The 18355-nt window shown below is 49.0% G+C and carries 14 protein-coding genes, 1 tRNA gene and 1 other RNA gene; 6 read left to right on the top strand and 10 right to left on the bottom strand.

The annotated features are described in order from the left end of the window. Window positions 1–67 precede the first annotated feature (67 nt). From oppF to oppA (Q3A88_RS10495), 6 genes are all read right to left on the bottom strand, one after another. Window positions 68–1102, bottom strand: coding sequence for a murein tripeptide/oligopeptide ABC transporter ATP binding protein OppF (gene oppF, locus Q3A88_RS10520; RefSeq protein ID WP_317177860.1), 1035 nt, complete (start codon window positions 1100–1102; stop codon window positions 68–70). Further along, on the bottom strand, window positions 1099–2094 hold the full coding sequence (locus Q3A88_RS10515; protein ID WP_205565983.1) for an ABC transporter ATP-binding protein: 996 nt from the start codon (window positions 2092–2094) through the stop codon (window positions 1099–1101). The genes oppF and Q3A88_RS10515 overlap by 4 nt, the downstream gene beginning before the upstream one ends. 11 nt (window positions 2095–2105) lie before the next feature. Continuing rightward, the gene (oppC, locus tag Q3A88_RS10510) at window positions 2106–3014 is read right to left on the bottom strand and encodes an oligopeptide ABC transporter permease OppC (RefSeq protein ID WP_010275308.1); all 909 of its coding nucleotides are present in this window, start codon (window positions 3012–3014) and stop codon (window positions 2106–2108) included. An 11-nt stretch (window positions 3015–3025) separates the two neighbouring features. Beyond that, window positions 3026–3946 (bottom strand): oligopeptide ABC transporter permease OppB, encoded by a 921-nt coding sequence (oppB, locus tag Q3A88_RS10505; protein WP_317177859.1) that lies wholly within the window; start codon window positions 3944–3946, stop codon window positions 3026–3028. A 53-nt stretch (window positions 3947–3999) separates the two neighbouring features. Then, window positions 4000–5637, bottom strand: coding sequence for an oligopeptide ABC transporter substrate-binding protein OppA (gene oppA, locus Q3A88_RS10500; protein ID WP_317177858.1), 1638 nt, complete (start codon window positions 5635–5637; stop codon window positions 4000–4002). 196 nt (window positions 5638–5833) lie between these two features. Then, complete coding sequence (gene oppA / locus Q3A88_RS10495) at window positions 5834–7504, bottom strand: oligopeptide ABC transporter substrate-binding protein OppA (protein WP_317177857.1); 1671 nt, start codon at window positions 7502–7504, stop codon at window positions 5834–5836. A 1009-nt stretch (window positions 7505–8513) separates the two neighbouring features. Between oppA (Q3A88_RS10495) and adhE the strand changes: the two genes are divergently transcribed. Beyond that, the gene (gene adhE / locus Q3A88_RS10490) at window positions 8514–11189 is read left to right on the top strand and encodes a bifunctional acetaldehyde-CoA/alcohol dehydrogenase (RefSeq protein ID WP_233989293.1); all 2676 of its coding nucleotides are present in this window, start codon (window positions 8514–8516) and stop codon (window positions 11187–11189) included. Window positions 11190–11365: 176 nt separating this feature from the next. On the opposite strand, the gene Q3A88_RS10485 is transcribed toward adhE, so the two are convergent. Further along, window positions 11366–11962, bottom strand: coding sequence for a thymidine kinase (locus tag Q3A88_RS10485; protein ID WP_015840216.1), 597 nt, complete (start codon window positions 11960–11962; stop codon window positions 11366–11368). Between the two features lie 662 nt (window positions 11963–12624). Here Q3A88_RS10485 and hns point away from each other — a divergent pair. Further along, window positions 12625–13032 carry a histone-like nucleoid-structuring protein H-NS gene (gene hns, locus Q3A88_RS10480; RefSeq protein ID WP_010275331.1) on the top strand — a complete coding sequence of 136 codons (408 nt, stop codon included), beginning with the start codon at window positions 12625–12627 and terminating at the stop codon, window positions 13030–13032. A gap of 146 nt (window positions 13033–13178) precedes the next feature. Here the strand turns inward: hns and galU are convergent, their stop codons facing one another. The 3 genes from galU to rssA all read right to left on the bottom strand — a co-directional run bounded on the left by galU (window position 13179) and on the right by rssA (window position 16303). After that, window positions 13179–14090 carry a UTP--glucose-1-phosphate uridylyltransferase GalU gene (gene galU, locus Q3A88_RS10475; protein WP_014915333.1) on the bottom strand — a complete coding sequence of 304 codons (912 nt, stop codon included), beginning with the start codon at window positions 14088–14090 and terminating at the stop codon, window positions 13179–13181. A 206-nt stretch (window positions 14091–14296) separates the two neighbouring features. Beyond that, window positions 14297–15313 carry a two-component system response regulator RssB gene (rssB, locus tag Q3A88_RS10470; protein WP_110162917.1) on the bottom strand — a complete coding sequence of 339 codons (1017 nt, stop codon included), beginning with the start codon at window positions 15311–15313 and terminating at the stop codon, window positions 14297–14299. An 84-nt stretch (window positions 15314–15397) separates the two neighbouring features. Beyond that, window positions 15398–16303 (bottom strand): patatin-like phospholipase RssA, encoded by a 906-nt coding sequence (gene rssA / locus Q3A88_RS10465; RefSeq protein WP_110162918.1) that lies wholly within the window; start codon window positions 16301–16303, stop codon window positions 15398–15400. A gap of 132 nt (window positions 16304–16435) precedes the next feature. On the opposite strand from rssA, the gene Q3A88_RS10460 reads away from it, so the two are divergent. The 4 genes from Q3A88_RS10460 (at window position 16436) to Q3A88_RS10445 (ending at window position 18247) form a co-directional block, all read left to right on the top strand. Beyond that, complete coding sequence (locus Q3A88_RS10460) at window positions 16436–16903, top strand: YchJ family protein (protein WP_110162919.1); 468 nt, start codon at window positions 16436–16438, stop codon at window positions 16901–16903. Between the two features lie 83 nt (window positions 16904–16986). Next, entirely contained in the window at window positions 16987–17835 is an 849-nt protein-coding gene (gene purU, locus Q3A88_RS10455; protein ID WP_010295235.1) for a formyltetrahydrofolate deformylase, read from the top strand. Between the two features lie 154 nt (window positions 17836–17989). Beyond that, window positions 17990–18074, top strand: a tRNA-Tyr gene (locus Q3A88_RS10450). Window positions 18075–18117: 43 nt separating this feature from the next. Beyond that, window positions 18118–18247, top strand: a non-coding RNA gene (locus Q3A88_RS10445) — RtT sRNA. Window positions 18248–18355 lie beyond the last annotated feature (108 nt).

Below are 18355 nucleotides of genomic sequence, written 5' to 3'. Positions count from 1 at the left end.
TCTTCCTTAAACGTAAGGCGTCTCCCGCAGGAGACGCCTTTTTTACATCAGTAGCCGATAAAACGGATTACTGTGATTCAGCTTCTACCACCGGTAACAGCGCCTGCGGATCGACCTTCAAACACGAAACCGCGTGCGTAAAGCTCCCTTCCAGCAATGGTCGGGTTTTCGAACACTCAGGGCCGACAACCGGACAGCGCGTGCAGAACACGCAGCCCGATGGTGGATTGATCGGTGAAGGCAAATCCCCTTCCAGCAACTGTATCTTCTTGTTCCGTTCCTGATCGGGATCGGGAATCGGCACGGCAGACATCAGCGCACGCGTATACGGGTGCTGCGGGTTTTGGTAGACCTGATCGTACGTTCCCAGCTCTACAGCATGACCCAGATACATCACCAGCACACGATCGGAAATGTGCTTCACGACCGACAGGTCATGGGCGATAAAAATCAGCGACAGGCGCATTTCGCGCTGCAACTGACGCAGCAGGTTAACCACCTGTGCCTGAATTGACACGTCCAGCGCGGAAACCGGTTCGTCACAGATAATCAGCTTCGGCTCCAGAATCAGCGCACGCGCGATGCCGATACGCTGACACTGCCCGCCTGAGAACTCATGCGGATAGCGGTTGATCAGGTTCGGCAGCAGCCCAACCTTCAGCATCATCGCTTTCACACGATCTTTCACCGTCTGTCGATCCAGCTCTGGATGATAAACCTTTAACGGCTCGGCAATAATCTCACCGATGGTCATACGCGGGTTCAGCGATGCCAGTGGATCCTGGAATATCATCTGAATGTCACTCCGCGCGGCGCGCCATTCATCGGCGCTCATACCCAGCAGATCTTTTCCCAGCCAGGTAACGCGTCCGTCCGTCGCTTTTACCAGCCCGATAATGGCACGCGCCAGCGTAGACTTGCCGCAGCCGGATTCCCCCACCACGCCCAGCGTTTCGCCTTCATATAAACGCAGCGTCACACCATCGACCGCTTTCAATTTTTTCGGTGGCTGCCAGAACCACTGCTTATCATCTCTGACATCAAAGTGGACTTTCAGATCGTCCACTTCTAACAACACCTTCTTCTCGTCCGCGTTGTTCATACCACCTCCTCAATCGCTCTAAAGCAGGCACGCAAGCGGCCATCACCAAAAGATTCCAGCGCGGGTGCGCTATGGCAGACATCCATCGCATACGGGCAGCGTGGTTGGAACGGACACCCTTTCGGCAAACGTAATAAGTTAGGCGGGTTACCCGGAATCGTCGCCAGCACGTCATCTTCCGCATCCAGACGCGGCACGGCATTGAGCAGACCGACGGAGTACGGGTGGCTCGGATGATAAAAGACATCGCGTGCAACGCCGTATTCCATCGTGCGCCCGGCGTACATCACCAGCACTTTGTCACAAATACCGGCAACAACCCCCAGGTCATGGGTAATCATGATGATGGCGGTATTAAACTCGCGCTTCAGCTCGTTCAGCAACGTCATAATCTGCGCCTGAACCGTCACATCCAGTGCCGTTGTCGGTTCATCGGCAATCAGCAGCTTCGGACGACACAGTAGCGCCATTGCGATCATCACGCGCTGACGCATTCCGCCGGAAAACTCATGCGGATACATCTTCATACGCTTGCGCGCTTCAGGCATTTTAACCGCATCCAGCATTTTGACGGATTCTTCAAACGCTTCACTTTTGCTCAGGCGTTTGTGCAACATCAGCACTTCCATCAGTTGTTCGCCGACGCGCATGTAAGGGTTCAGCGACGTCATCGGGTCCTGGAAGATCATACTGATTTCTTCAGCACGCAGCTTATTCAGCTGGTTTTCAGGCAAATTGAGAATTTCTTTGCCACGAAAACGTGCCGAGCCGCCGATACGCCCATTGCGCGCCAGCAGCCCCATCAACGCAAACGCGGTTTGTGATTTACCGGAGCCGGATTCACCAACAATCCCCAGCGTTTCACCGGCGTTAAGCGTGAAGTTCAGGTCGTTAACCGCCGTCACGTCGCCATCCTGCGTGTTGAACGTTACCCGGAGATCCTGAACATGTAGCAGCGCGTCGTGCGCGCCAGTTAACTCAATCTTGCTCATGTTGATGCTCCTCAGCGATCTTTCGGGTCGAGGGCATCACGCAGGCCATCGCCGATAAAGTTAAAACAAAACAGCGTGACAACCAGAAACGCCGCCGGATAGAACAGTAACCACGGCGACACTTCCATTGAGTTCGCACCATCATTCAGCAAGGCACCCCAACTGCTTAACGGTTCCTGCGTTCCCAGCCCCAGGAAGCTCAGGAAGGATTCGAACAGGATCATACTTGGCACCAGCAGAGAGGCGTAAACGACCACCACGCCCAGCACGTTAGGCACAACGTGGCGTAATACGATACCGCGCGTGGATACACCGGAAACCATCGCTGCTTCAATGAACTCTTTACGTTTCAGGCTAAGCGTCTGGCCGCGCACGATACGCGCCATATCCAGCCAGGACACCATGCCAATAGCCACGAAGATCAGCAGCATGTTCTGCCCGAAGAACGTCACCAGCAGAATAACGAAGAACATGAACGGGAATGAGTTGAGGATTTCCAGCAGGCGCATCATCACCGAATCCACTTTCCCGCCCAGATAGCCGGACATCGCGCCATACAGCGTTCCGACGATCACCGCAACCAGCGCCGCCGCAACGCCAACCATCAGCGAGACGCGGCCCCCGATAGCAACACGGACCAGCAGATCACGACCGGAGGAATCCGTACCAAAATAGTGTCCAGACGTCATATCCGGTGCCGCTGACATCATTCCCCAGTCCGTATCCGCGTAGTCAAATGCAGACAGCATCGGGGCGAAGATCACGAACAGGGTAATCACGGCCAAAACAAGCAGACTGGCCAGTGCAGCACGGTTGTGGATAAAGCGCAGACGCGCATCCTGCCACAAACTACGCCCTTCAATCTCAGCCTGCTCGGTGAAGTTCTCTAACGCTTCAACGTTTTTTCGATTCCAAAACATAACGCCCCCAATTAATAGCGAATTTTCGGATCGATAACAGCGTAGAGCACGTCAATGATCGCATTAAATAAAATGGTTAAGCCGCCGACCAGAATCGTCAGGCTCAGTACGAGTGAGTAGTCGCGGTTCAGTGCACCGTTTACGAACAGTTGTCCAATACCCGGTAAACCAAAAATGGTTTCAATGACCATCGAACCGGTAATAATCCCCACAAACGCCGGCCCCATATAAGAGAGCACAGGCAGCAGCGCAGGCTTTAACGCATGGCGCAGGACGATGCGGCGCATCGGCAGCCCTTTGGCGCGCGCGGTGCGAATAAAGTTAGAGTGTAAAACCTCGATCATCGATCCTCGGGTAATACGCGCGATGCTGGCGATATAAGACAAAGACAGTGCCACCATCGGTAAAATCATGTATTTGGGTGTCCCACCATTCCACCCACCGCCGGGCAGCCACCGCAGCGTAATGGCGAAAATCAGCACCAGCAACGGCGCAACGACAAAGCTGGGTATCACCACCCCCGTCATGGCAAAGCCCATCACGGTATAGTCCCATTTCGTATTCTGATTCAGCGCGGCGATCACGCCGGCACTCACACCAAAAACGACGGCCAGAACGAATGCCGCAGCCCCCAATTTTGCAGAAACAGGGAAAGACGTCGCGACCAGATCGTTCACGGAATAGTCTTTGTATTTAAACGAAGGACCGAAATCACCCTGCACCAATTGCAGCAAGTAGTTGCCGTACTGCGTCATAATGGGGTCGTTCAGATGGTATTTGGCTTCAATATTCGCCATCACTTCCGGCGGTAAATTACGTTCACCGGTAAAAGGGCTGCCAGGTGCCAATCGCATCATGAAAAACGAGATGGTGATCAGGATGAATAGTGTCGGAATCGCCTCTAAACAGCGGCGAAGAATAAATTTTAACATTGCTCGTACCTATAAAAGGCTGGCAGCACAGTTACATGCGCCAGCCATTATTATTAGTGCTTGATGATATAAAGATCTTTCACGTAAACATTATCCTGCGGATCTTTGCCTGTTAATCCACCAACATAAGGTTTCACCAATCGGGTATTCGCATAGTAATAAACCGGGGCAATTACCGCGTCTTTATTCAGTAATGCTTCGGCCTGCTGATAAACGTCTGCACGTTCCTCATCGGTTTTCACCTGTAAGGACTTCGCCACCAGCGCATCAAACTCTTTGCTCTTATAATGTGCAGTGTTACTGCTGCTGTCTGACAGCATGCTGTTTAGGAAGGTGGACGGTTCATTATAGTCCGCACACCATCCGCCACGCGCGATGTCATAACTGCCCTGATGGCGGGAACTGAGGAACGTTTTCCATTCCTGATTTTCCAGCTTAACATCCACACCGATATTCTGTTTCCAGATAGAAGCCGCTGCGATCGCCATTTTCTTGTGCAGATCGGAGGTGTTGTACAGCAGGTTTAGCGTCAGCGGTTTGTCTGCGGTATAGCCCGCTTCCGCCAGCAGTTTCTTCGCTTCTGCGTTACGTTTTTCTTGTGACCAGGTGAACCACTCTGGCGTCTGAGCCTTGAAGCCATCGATATACGGCGGCACAAAACCATAGGCAGGAATATCGCCCTGATTCTTCACCTTGTTGGTCAGAATATCCTGGCTCAGGCCCAGACGCAGCGCCGTACGCACTCGGACATCGTTAAACGGTGGTTTCTGATTATTGATTTCGTAATAGTAGGTGCACAGGTACGGATAGACCTTCACTTCATTCGGAATTTCTTTCTTCAGCTTTTGAAACAATTCAATCGGCAGGTAATTGTATGTCATATCAATTTCACCGCTGCGATAGCGGTTCACGTCCGTCACTTCAGATGCGATCGGCAAATATGTCACCTGATTAATCACGGTGTGGGCGTTATCCCAATATTGCGGGTGGCGCTCCAGCACTATTTTTTCGTTCACCACCCAGTCTTTCAGTTTGTAGGCACCGTTGCCCACCCAATTTTGCGGCTGCGTCCATTTTTCACCGAATTTTTCGATTGCCGCTTTATTCACCGGTGACATGGCGACGTAAACAGGCAGCTTATAGAAGTAAGGTACTGCTTCAGAAAGCGTCACCTCAAAAGTATGATCGTCGATCGCTTTCACACCCAGCGTATCCGGGGATTTCTTGCCAGCGATGATGTCATCGATATTCAGCAGATGACCATATTGCAGATAGCTGGCGTAAGGCGAGGCTGTCTTTGGATCGGCCAGACGCTGCCAGCTATAGACGAAATCTTGTGCGGTAACCGGCTCACCGTTGGACCATTTGGCATCTTTACGCAGGTGGAATGTCCACACTTTAAAATCTTTGTTATCCCAGCTTTCTGCTACGCCGGGGCTGGTTTTGCCGTTAACGTCGGAAATAACCAATCCTTCCAACAGATCGCGTGATACGTTGGATTCCGGCACACCTTCGATTTTATGCGGGTCAAGGGAGGAAACTTCAGCACCATTGTTACGGACCAACTCCTGTTTTTCTGCTAACTGAACGCCTGCGGGAACGGTCGCGGCGAAGGCAGAAACAGCCATCGTGCTACTTAATGCCGCGATAATAGCGGCAGCTACTCTTTTTTTAGTTGTGATGTGTGTCATTATTTTCTCCTGTAATGTTGTCGTGCTAGTTATCTCAGCACGATTCCTGAATTAGAGCCCGGTGAGAAAACGATTAATCGATTCGACTCACGACCCATTCCCACATGGCAGGAATGGGTAACCGGAGATTAAACACCAAATTAATCACTGCTTGCTCACTTCATTTGCATCAAACCGTAAATGGCATCGCTACGGATTAATGCTTAATAATATAGAGATCCTTAACACGTAGATTATCCAACGGATCCTTACCGGTAATGCCACCAACATAAGATTTTACCAGTCGCGTGTTAACGTAGTAATAGACTGGCACAATCGTCGCATCTTTATCCAACTGGGACTCTGCCTGTTGATAAATTTGTGCGCGTTCATCGTCCGTTTTCGCTTGAATAGCCTTCGCCATCAGCGTGTCGAACGCCGCGCTCTTATAATGTGAGGTGTTGTTGCTGCTGTCTGACAGCATGCTATTCAGGAACGAGGTAGGTTCGTTATAGTCCGCACACCATCCGGCACGTGCGACATCGTAGTTCCCCTGATGACGCGTACTGAGATAGGTTTTCCACTCCTGGTTTTCCAGCTTCACGTCAACGCCCAGATTCTGTTTCCAGACTGATGCCGCGGCAATCGCCAGCTTTTTGTGCAGATCGGACGAGTTATAGAGCAAATTAAATGTCAGCGGTTTCTCTGCGGTATAGCCCGCTTCTGCCAACAGTTTTTTTGCTTCTTCATTACGTTTCGCCTGTGGCCAGGTAAACCACTCTGGCGTATGCGCTTTCAGGCCGTCCGTAAACGGAGGAATATAACCATAGGCAGGAATGTCGCCCTGGTTTTTCACTTTGTTGGTCAAGATGTTCTGATCAAGCCCCATACGCAACGCCGTACGTACCCGTACATCGCTAAACGGCGGTTTCTGGTTGTTGATTTCGTAATAATACGTACAGAGGAAGGGATTGACGTTAACTTCTTGTGGAATTTCTTTTTTCAGTTTCTGAAATAGTTCGATGGGTAATTTATTATTGGTAACATCAACTTCACCCGCACGGTAGCGGTTAACATCCGTCACTTCAGACGCAATCGGCAGATAAGTGACCTGATTAATCACAGTCTTGGCGTTATCCCAATATTGGGTATTGCGCTCCAGCACAAGCCGCTCATTCACGACCCAGGATTTAAGACGGTAAGCACCATTTCCTACCCAGTTTTCAGGCTGAGTCCATTTATCACCAAATTTCTCCACCGCTGCTTTATTGACCGGAGACATCGATGAGTGATTCAGTAATTTATAAAAGTACGGGATTGGCTCGCTTAATGTCACTTCCAGCGTATGGTCGTCGAGCGCTTTTACGCCTAACGTATCAGGAGATTTCTTGCTGGCGATAATGTCATCGATATTCAGCAGATGACCATACTGTAAATAGCTGGCGTAAGGAGAAACGGTTTTCGGATCGGCCAGACGCTGCCAGCTATAAACGAAATCTTGCGCAGTAACCGGTTCGCCATTTGACCACTTGGCGTCTTTGCGTAAATGGAATGTCCAGACTTTAAAATCGCTGCTTTCCCACCGCTCAGCGACGCCAGGAATCGGGTGTCCATCAGGATCGGAAATCACCAACCCTTCATATAAATCGCGCGCGACGTTGGATTCCGGCACACCTTCTATTTTATGCGGATCCAGTGATGACACCTCAGCACCATTGTTTCTCACCAGAACCTGCTCTTTCGCCAGCTCAACACCGGAAGGTACAGTCGCAGCCTGAACATTCACGCATGACGCCATCACTGCTGCGGCAATCATACTGGTAACAAAGCATCGTTTTGTTTTGCGAGTTTTCACTTTATAAACGCCCCTGTCTTGATACAACGCCATACCGGACTCCATGCGTAAAAATCGCCGTCACATAGAGCAGAAAAGATCGCCCATTATCCAAATAAATCATAAAATTAATTTATGGGTGAATAACGAATAGCAGGTCGACACTCGAAGCTATCAAAAGCAGACACATTCGCCAATATTTTTACATTGATGTTGCTTAATTTTCTTTACTACAGCTCGGTAAACGTTTTATTTCAATCATCTGATTCAATCATTAACCCCATGATAAACAATGTTTTTTCTGTAAAATTGAAAATATTTTTTAAATATTCAGCAATTTATATATTTTGAACAAAAAAACATCGTAGTGGGTTTTATCATTTTCACAGCACAAAAATGATGATGTATGCTTACCTGTCCGCGTCATTACCTGACTAGAATGTTATTATTTTAACAATTTCGTTACCCATTTTGTACGACAATAGCACACGATTCCCTTACGGTAGGCTGCGCGTAGAATAACCCTCTCGATTAAGATATAAGCGTCGTTTATACGAGCACGTTGTATACGAACAGGTCATTCCCACTATAGTGCACATAGTCGTGCCTGAAATGTGCCCCTAACAATGTCCCACGCTGATGCCGCCCCCTTCCTTACAATCCCTTTTAGGTAGAAAAACCGCTAATTTCGTCTGGTTAATGATAGTCGTTATCAATATTAATCTGCTGAATGGTGTCAGCTTAAAGAAAATTCGATATGGATCACAAAAAAAGCACCCATAAATGGGTATGCTCATTTCATACCGTAACGGACGCGCAGATATTCTTAATTTTTACGTAATTTCAAAACAATATTTTAAAAATTTACGATATCGGCGGTTACAGTATTTTAAAAAGCAACAATCGCGCCACAACGGCGGATGACAAGCTCTTTGAGTCAATTAATGCAAAATTGGCAGAAAAGAATAGCAAGGTAACGAAAACGCCCCCCGCTCGTTTATCTATACTGTTCTATCCGGCGAACAATTGACTGAAAGAGTTTAACATTTATCAGGAGAGCATTATGGCCGTAACCAACGTTGCTGAACTTAACGCATTGGTCGAAAGAGTGAAAAAGGCACAGCAGGAATTTGCCACTTACACTCAGGAACAAGTGGACAAAATTTTCCGCGCTGCCGCACTCGCTGCATCAGATGCCCGTATCCCGCTGGCAAAAATGGCGGTTGCCGAATCTGGCATGGGGATCGTGGAAGATAAAGTCATCAAAAACCACTTCGCATCCGAGTACATTTATAACGCCTACCAGGATGAAAAAACCTGCGGCATCCTCTCTACTGATGACACTTTTGGTACCATTACGATTGCCGAGCCGATTGGCCTGATTTGCGGTATTGTTCCCACCACCAACCCCACTTCTACCGCCATTTTTAAAGCGTTGATCAGCCTGAAGACCCGTAACGGGATTATCTTCTCTCCCCATCCACGTGCAAAAAATGCGACCAATAAAGCCGCTGACATTGTGCTACAAGCGGCAATTGCGGCAGGCGCACCGAAAGACATCATCGGCTGGATCGACCAACCGTCTGTCGACCTGTCCAACCAGCTTATGCACCACCCCGATATCAACCTGATTCTGGCGACTGGCGGCCCGGGCATGGTGAAAGCCGCATACAGCTCCGGTAAACCAGCGATCGGCGTAGGTGCCGGTAACACGCCTGTTGTCGTTGACGAAACCGCGGATATCAAGCGTGCCGTGGCGTCTATTCTGATGTCGAAAACCTTCGATAACGGCGTAATTTGTGCATCAGAACAGTCCGTCATCGTGGTAGACAGCGTTTATGATGCCGTGCGTGAACGTTTTGCCACCCACGGCGGCTACATGCTGAAAGGCAAAGAACTGCATGCCGTACAGGGTATCTTGCTGAAAAACGGTTCACTGAACGCCGACATCGTGGGCCAGCCTGCACCGAAGATCGCAGAAATGGCGGGTATCACTGTCCCTGCGAATACCAAAGTGCTGATTGGTGAAGTGACGGCCGTCGATGAATCCGAACCGTTTGCCCATGAAAAACTGTCTCCAACGCTGGCGATGTATCGTGCGAAAGACTTCAACGATGCCGTCATTAAAGCGGAAAAACTGGTCGCCATGGGTGGCATCGGTCACACATCCTGCCTATATACCGATCAGGACAATCAGCCAGAGCGCGTAAATCATTTCGGTAATATGATGAAAACGGCGCGTATCCTGATTAACACTCCAGCGTCTCAGGGGGGTATCGGCGATCTCTACAACTTCAAACTCGCTCCGTCTCTGACGCTGGGCTGTGGCTCTTGGGGCGGAAACTCCATCTCCGAAAACGTCGGTCCGAAGCACTTGATCAACAAGAAAACGGTAGCCAAGCGAGCAGAGAATATGTTGTGGCATAAACTTCCTAAATCCATTTATTTCCGTCGCGGCTCACTGCCGATTGCTCTTGAAGAAGTCGCTTCCGATGGTGCAAAACGTGCATTTATCGTGACCGACCGCTTCTTGTTCAACAATGGCTATGTCGATCAGGTGACGTCCGTATTGAAACAGCACGGGCTGGAAACCGAAGTATTCTTCGAAGTTGAAGCAGACCCTACGCTGAGCATCGTGCGTAAAGGCGCGGAACAAATGCACTCCTTCAAACCGGATGTGATTATTGCGCTGGGTGGCGGTTCTCCAATGGATGCCGCGAAGATCATGTGGGTGATGTATGAGCATCCTACGACGCACTTCGAAGAGCTGGCGCTGCGCTTTATGGATATCCGTAAACGTATCTACAAGTTCCCGAAAATGGGCGTCAAAGCCAAGATGGTGGCGATCACCACCACATCCGGTACCGGTTCTGAAGTGACGCCGTTTGCCGTGGTGACCGACGATGCAACCGGGCAGAAATACCCGCTGGCGGACTATGCGCTGACGCCAGATATGGCAATTGTTGATGCCAATTTGGTCATGAATATGCCGAAATCGCTGTGTGCGTTTGGTGGACTCGATGCGGTAACCCACTCGCTGGAAGCCTATGTTTCTGTGCTGGCAAACGAATATTCAGATGGACAGGCGTTACAAGCGCTGAAACTGCTGAAGGAAAACCTGCCAGACAGCTACCGCGACGGGGCAAAAAACCCGGTTGCCCGTGAGCGTGTGCACAATGCCGCGACGATTGCAGGGATTGCGTTTGCCAACGCCTTCCTCGGCGTTTGTCACTCCATGGCGCATAAGCTGGGCTCAGAGTTCCATATTCCGCATGGTCTGGCTAACGCCCTGCTGATCTCAAACGTGATTCGCTATAACGCGAACGACAACCCGACCAAGCAAACGACGTTCAGCCAATATGACCGTCCGCAGGCTCGCCGTCGTTACGCTGAAATAGCCGACCACCTGCGTTTGACGGCACCAAGCGATCGTACCGCGCAGAAAATCGAGAAATTGCTGAACTGGCTGGAAGAAATGAAGACCGAGCTGGGGATCCCAACGTCCATTCGTGAAGCGGGCGTACAGGAAGCCGATTTCCTGGCTAAGGTCGATAAGCTGTCAGAAGATGCGTTCGACGACCAATGTACTGGCGCTAACCCGCGTTACCCGCTGATTTCCGAACTGAAACAGATTCTGCTGGATACTTACTACGGTCGTAAGTTCTCTGAAGAAGAAAAAACGGGAACGGCTGAGCCTGCAGTAAAAGCGGCTAAAACCGGCAAAAAAGCCGCACAGTAACGTTCTGACTGTTCCCGCCTTAACGTAAAGTCGGTTTATTTCTTAACTATGCCCAACCCTTTTAAGGTTGGGCATTTTTATTACTCGTTCTCAGCATTTTTATTACTCGTTCTCAGCATAGACACGCATCACTACGCCGTTTATTCATCGCCCTGCCCGTCGGATATTTAACCGCCTTACTCGCTTTCTTTACGGGTTAATCCCAGCGCAATTTTATAATGCTTACGGCACACGGAAACATAGCTCTCATTGCCGCCAATAACGACCTGCTCACCTTCGTGAACGGCATTACCTTGTGCATCTAACCGCAATACACAGTTGGCTTTACGACCGCAATGACAGACTGTTTTTAACTCAATCAGCTTATCGGCCCACGCTAATAAATAGTGACTCCCGGAAAACAAATCGCCACGAAAATCAGTACGCAACCCGTAGCACAATACCGGAATATCTAATTGGTCCACGACATCGGAAAGCTCACTCACCTGCTCACGGGTTAAAAATTGACATTCATCAATTAATACACAATCTACGGGCTGAGCGCGGTGCTCTTTCTCCAGCAATCCAAATAACGATGTCTGCGGATTAAACAATAATGCCGGAGAAGAAAGACCGATCCGTGAACTGACTATCCCCACGCCATGCCGATTATCTATTTCTGCAGTGAACACCAGCGTGCGCATCCCTCGTTCCTGGTAGTTATATGACGACTGCAATAGCGCCGTCGATTTCCCTGCATTCATTGCAGAATAATAAAAATAAAGTTGGGCCACTAGGTTACTCCAAAAGGCAGGCTATATACTCGTAATACTTCAAGTTGTATGTGCGTTGGCGACGTTTAAATACTCGGCTCGTCGTGGGCCTCGCCCTAAAGGGCCGCTGCTAGCAGCGTTCAACTCTGCTCCCGGCAGATTTGTCACCCGAATCACTTACCGGTGTAAGCGCATCGGGATTAAATGAGAGAAATCCTGTCTCTCACCGAAGGCCAGCCGTTGGCTGGTAAATTCGTTCCCGCCGAATTTGTCCTTCTCTTGTCGCCTGTCTGAAACTCGAATTATTTGGAGTATATGATATTCGTGTCGTAAACACTTATTGTAACAACTCGTCTTCACGCTGCGCAATGGGCTATTCCTCGACCACATTTTGTCCATACGTCCGCCAGCGACGGTCTGTTATGATAAAAGATATAAACGTTCCTTATAACAACGGCGCGGCATCAATAAGTCATTCTCTGCCGTTTGAGGTAGAAAAGCGGCATACCAAATGTATTTTTTTGATAACGGGAAAGTATTTATATTTATGTAACATACGATGTGAGATCTGTTTTAAAAATGATGTTTTTTAACAAACTTACAAATTTGACTATTGCAGAAAGGAAAATAGCACTCTATTATCACACTACACGCCACCAATAATATTATTTGAGATTATCACAATGAGCGAAGCACTAAAGATTCTTAACAACATCCGTACTCTGCGTGCCCAGGCAAGAGAATGCACCCTGGATACTTTGGAAGAAATGCTGGAAAAACTGGAAGTCGTGGTTAATGAACGCCGCGAAGAAGATAGCCAGGTTCAGGCTGAAGTTGAAGAACGTGCGCGTAAATTGCAGCAATATCGCGATATGCTGATTGCAGACGGTATTGACCCTAATGAATTATTGCAGTCTTTAGGTTCAGTTAAGGTTGCAGGTAAAAGCAAGCGCGCTGCCCGCCCGGCAAAATATCAATACACTGACGAAAACGGCGAACTTAAAACCTGGACTGGCCAGGGTCGTACACCGGCAGTAATCAAGAAAGCAATCGAAGAGCAAGGTAAATCTTTAGACGATTTCCTGCTGTAATCGTTTATAAGTACTGAATACGAAAAAACCCCCGATAACTATCGGGGGTTTTTCTTTGGTAACGCATATTGCAAAGAGAAAACAGATATGTCGCCATTTTGACTGCTCTCTGTTTTTTGTAAACAGAGAGCAATCATTACATTCTGTTATTTTTCTTCTGCTTCAATCGTTTCCTGCAGCCACTGCGCAAATTCCTGGCCTAAACCATCATGGCGTAAACCATATTCCACGAATGCCTGCATATAACCCAATTTATTACCACAGTCATGGCTCACACCTTTCAGGTGGTACGCTTCTACTGTTTCTTTTTCCATCAACATCGCGATAGCATCGGTTAACTGAATTTCATTACCTGCGCCTGGCGGTGTTTTTTCCAGCAAAGACCAAATATCCGCAGAAAGGACATAACGGCCAACGACGGCTAAATTAGACGGTGCTTCGGAAGCTTTCGGTTTTTCAACCACACCAACCATAGGTGCGCTATCCCCTGCTTTTAATTCCACGCCTTTGCAATCAACAACGCCATAGCTACTTACATTTTCAACGGGCTCAACCATAATCTGGCTACGACCTGTCGTAGAAAAACGTTGCAGCATTTCGCTCAGGTTATCTTTCGTCAGATCGGATTCATATTCATCAATAATCACATCCGGCAGAATAACTGCGACAGGCTCATCCCCAACTAACGGATGCGCGCACAATACGGCATGGCCCAGCCCTTTGGCTAACCCCTGACGCACTTGCATAATGGTGACGTGCTTAGGACAGATAGATTGAATCTCTTCCAACAACTGACGTTTAACGCGTTTTTCCAGTATGGCTTCCAGTTCAAAACTGGTATCGAAATGGTTTTCGATAGAATTCTTAGAAGAGTGCGTAACGAGAATAATTTCATTAATCCCTGCTGCGATACACTCATTAACAACATATTGGATCAGCGGTTTATCTACCAACGGCAGCATTTCTTTAGGAATGGCTTTGGTGGCAGGCAGCATACGCGTCCCTAATCCAGCAACCGGTATGACCGCTTTTTTTACTTTTTTATTCACAATAGACATAAACAGCCTCTTATATACCGTTCAAATAATGAACTTTATTTATCTAATCAAGATAACCGCAAGAGTATAACGACTTTAACAAGAGCACGCTTGTCCCAACGTTACCGTTCAATAAAAAATAAGATAACTCCCTACATAGTAGGAAATAAAAAATAATACCGAAAGATAGGTATTACCTGAAACCAGTACCATCTCATGCTATCAGACTATTCTGCCGTCAACATCAGTCGTAAACGGCCGCCGCCGCCCCATATCTGGCATTGCCATGCTTCGCACTGATAATTCAGCTGGTTGAGATAAGCGCCTTCAAGCGTGCCTAAAGGGACACCGCTATTCAACGCTATCTGCTGTTCGTTAACATTCAGCGTCGCGTTTAGCCCGGCGGAAATCAGTATCAGCTGTTTTAACTGCTGATGGTAATACCCCACGAGCAAAGGAAAACGACCATCCAGGCTCGCCTGCCGCAACAACTGGTTTACCTGCTTTAACAGCGTCGGCAGATACGGCAAACGGTGTTGTTGATCGGCCAAATGCTCCTGAAGCACCCCATTGAACAAGGTTCGAAGCAGTAAGGCTGCAAGCGTCCCACTATTATTGACGCCCTGAGTGACATCAAGGCAATAGAACGCTAACTCAGTCTCCGAAAGCGCGGCAATATCCAGCACCAGCCCCGGTTGTTCCGCTGCCGTTAGCTGACGATAGTTAACACGGCAGCGAGCAAGCGTTTGCTGAACGGGCGGCTGTAGCTGAGCAAGCAGTTTGGTGACCGCTTCAGGAGATTGATTCAGGGAGTCCATGTCCTGCATGAGTTGATCCATCTCATTCAACTGTGAGGTGAACATATCAGGATACAGACAGGACATCACGGCTTCACGCAAACGAGCATAATCACGAATCGGTTTCAGCAGCACATCCTGAACACCAAGCCGTAAGACTTTGGCAATGTCCGCCATCTGACTGGTTGCAGAAATGATCAGTATTGGCGTGTCGTTGTCTTTCAGGCGCAGACGTTCAAGGAACTCGATTCCTCCCATCGTCGGCATATTCAGATCGCAAATCATTAAATCGGGTTGGTAATGTTCAAGAGTACTCAGCGCATCTAATCCATTAATGGCCTCCTGAACTGAAGCCCCAAGAGAAGTCAGATAACCAGCGAGCACAGATCGAAAAACGGCCTCGTCATCAATGACTAAAATATGCTTACCCGCTAGTGGTTGTTCCATCAGTACCCCTTACTTCAAACACCGAATAATCACACCTGCTTTAGCGCCAGTATGCCGGATAGACGGCACCCCCTGTCTTCTTCACTATGCCTCTTTCACTAGCGGCAACAATTCATCACGCATCTTTTCCACCGCCTTATAACCCGCCTCAATCGCCTCCTGCGCCCGATGAAAATCTAAGGTAGCAATCTGGGGACAATGCGGTTGCAGCAATACATCAGGCGGATCGCCTGCCATTCGCGTCATTTTCAACCGATTTTCCAGAATCTGGATCGACGTACTCATTATCTCCATCGCCGTTGGCGAACTTTCCGCTGGCTGACGGCGTCCCCGCAGTAAGCGTTCCCGAATTCTGCTACGCCAATCTTGCGGAACATTCTCCACATCGATGTCTGACGCCGTCGGTTTGATCGACAGCAAATCCTGATGATTAAGGCTCGCGTCGTGCTGGAGATCAACCGCGATCACGATATCGGCCCCCATTGCCCTCGCCAGAGAAACGGGAACAGGGTTAACCACCGCGCCATCCACCAGCCAGTAATCGTTAAATCGAACGGGGGATAGCAGGCCAGGCATACTGCAAGACGCACGCATAGCCCGGTGCAAGTCGCCTTCCGTCAGCCAGAGTTCACGCCCTGTACTGAGGTTTGTCGTCACTACGCCGTATTTGATATCACAGTCTTCAATCTGTGTTGTATGTAACAAATGCTTCACACTATTAAAAACACGATCGCCACGCAACAAACTACCGCGCTGCCAGGAGAGATCCATCAGCCGAATCACGTCCCAGTAACCAAACGCCCTCACCCAGCGATCCATCGAAGATAGATTGTTTGTAGCATACGCCGCGCCAACCAGCGCACCGATAGAACAACCCGCCACAACATCAACCTTTACTCCCATTTCGGTTAACGCATTAAACACACCAATATGCGCCCATCCTTTCGCTGCCCCTGATCCCAAGGCTATTCCAATTTTTTTCCGCTGCATGATCGATCCACCTGTCTTCATTTTAGCGCACATTGCTACACGTAGAGTTTCTTAGGTAACATATCGGCATCCTGCATAGTGATCTGTTTATTATCTATCAGTTTTTATCTTAAATTTTCTTCAGGAGACGTCGTGTCAGAATCTTGCCCCTGTTGCAGTGGATTGCAGTATAACGCATGCTGTCAACCCTACCTCACGCATGCCACAACAGCGGCTGAGCCCGCCATATTAATGCGATCGCGCTATACCGCCTATGTCAAACACGATGTCGATTACCTTATCGCCACCTGGCATCCCGATCTTCAGCCCGAGAAATGGCGCGGGTCTCTCGCGGAAAGTTGCCAGAATTCGCAATGGCTCGGCCTTACTATACTGGCAACGTCTCCCGGAAAAACACCCGATGAGGGCTATGTGGAATTCGCCGCACGTTATATATCTGAAAGCGACAGCCAGCGAACAGAAGTGATGCGAGAGCGCTCACGCTTCCTTCGCCAGCATAATCGCTGGTACTATATAGACGGCGTTCATTTGCAGACGGGCAGAAATGAACCTTGCCCGTGTGGTTCCGGCAAAAAATACAAAAAGTGTTGCGGACAATAGAACACAGGCAGTCGCCCACGCGGCTTTATTGCTGCGTTACCATAAGATCGTTATTTTAGTTTTTGGACAGGATCCACACGCTCATGCAATCCCAAAATATACAAAGAAAAGTATTACGAACCATTTGCCCCGACGCAAAAGGACTCATCGCGAAAATTACGAATATTTGTTATAAGCACGAACTGAACATCGTGCAAAACAACGAGTTTGTCGATCATCGCACCGGTCGCTTTTTCATGCGGACCGAGTTGGAAGGGATTTTCAACGACACCACGCTGTTAGCCGATCTGGATAGCGCGCTTCCCGAAGGTTCTTCTCGCGAATTAACCGCAGCAGGACGTCGTCGCATCGTCGTTCTGGTGACGAAAGAAGCCCACTGTCTGGGCGATCTGTTGATGAAAAGTGCCTACGGTGGTTTGGACGTAGAAATCTCCGCCGTCATCGGCAACCACGATACCTTGCAGACGCTGGTCGAGCGGTTTGATATTCCTTTCCATCTGGTCAGCCATGAAGGACTGACTCGCGAAGAGCACGATCAAAAGATGATCGCGCAGATCGATCAATACAAACCCGATTACGTCGTGCTGGCGAAATATATGCGAGTTCTGACACCGGCGTTTGTTCAGCACTACCCGAATCAGGTGATCAACATTCACCATTCATTCTTACCCGCCTTTATCGGGGCTCGCCCCTATCATCAGGCTTATGAGCGCGGAGTAAAAATCATTGGCGCGACGGCACACTACGTCAACGATAATCTGGATGAAGGCCCGATCATCATGCAGGACGTTATTCACGTCGACCATACTTATTCGGGCGACGATATGATGCGTGCAGGCCGTGACGTTGAGAAAAATGTCCTGAGTCGTGCGCTGTATCGCGTGCTCGGACAGCGTGTTTTTGTCTACGGTAACCGCACCATTATTCTGTAATTGGTTGATCGGGCATCTTTTTGTATAAGGATGCGCCGAACGGAATAAAAAAACGGCAACCGCATTTATTTTTGATATATACCGCTTTACAGGGGCGCGTCATTTGATATGATGCGCCCCGCTTGAAGCGAAAGCGTCTTGCAGTAAGGCCAGTGGTGGGGTTCCCGAGCGGCCAAAGGGAGCAGACTGTAAATCTGCCGTCACAGACTTCGAAGGTTCGAATCCTTCCCCCACCACCATTTCAAAGTAACACTCCTGAATTACATCCCAACGCCAAAACATCAAATTCCCATCAGGGGAAGGTGAGAACCTTCGACCAAGGTTCGACAAAACCGGTACGGTTTTGAGCAACGCGCAGCGTTGACCCGCAGGGTGAGGTGCGAAGCACCGAGTTATCCTTCCCCCACCACCATTTCACAGCAGTACTTCTGAATTACATCCCAACGCCAATACATCAAATTCCCGTCAGGGGAAGGTGTGAACCTTCGACCAAGGTTCGACAAAACCGGCACGATTTTGA

The sequence above is a fragment of the Pectobacterium sp. HCp5_1 genome (genome assembly GCF_032905925.1).
Taxonomy (GTDB): domain Bacteria; phylum Pseudomonadota; class Gammaproteobacteria; order Enterobacterales; family Enterobacteriaceae; genus Pectobacterium; species Pectobacterium brasiliense_A.
This window is presented reverse-complemented; position numbering and strand designations above follow the sequence as displayed.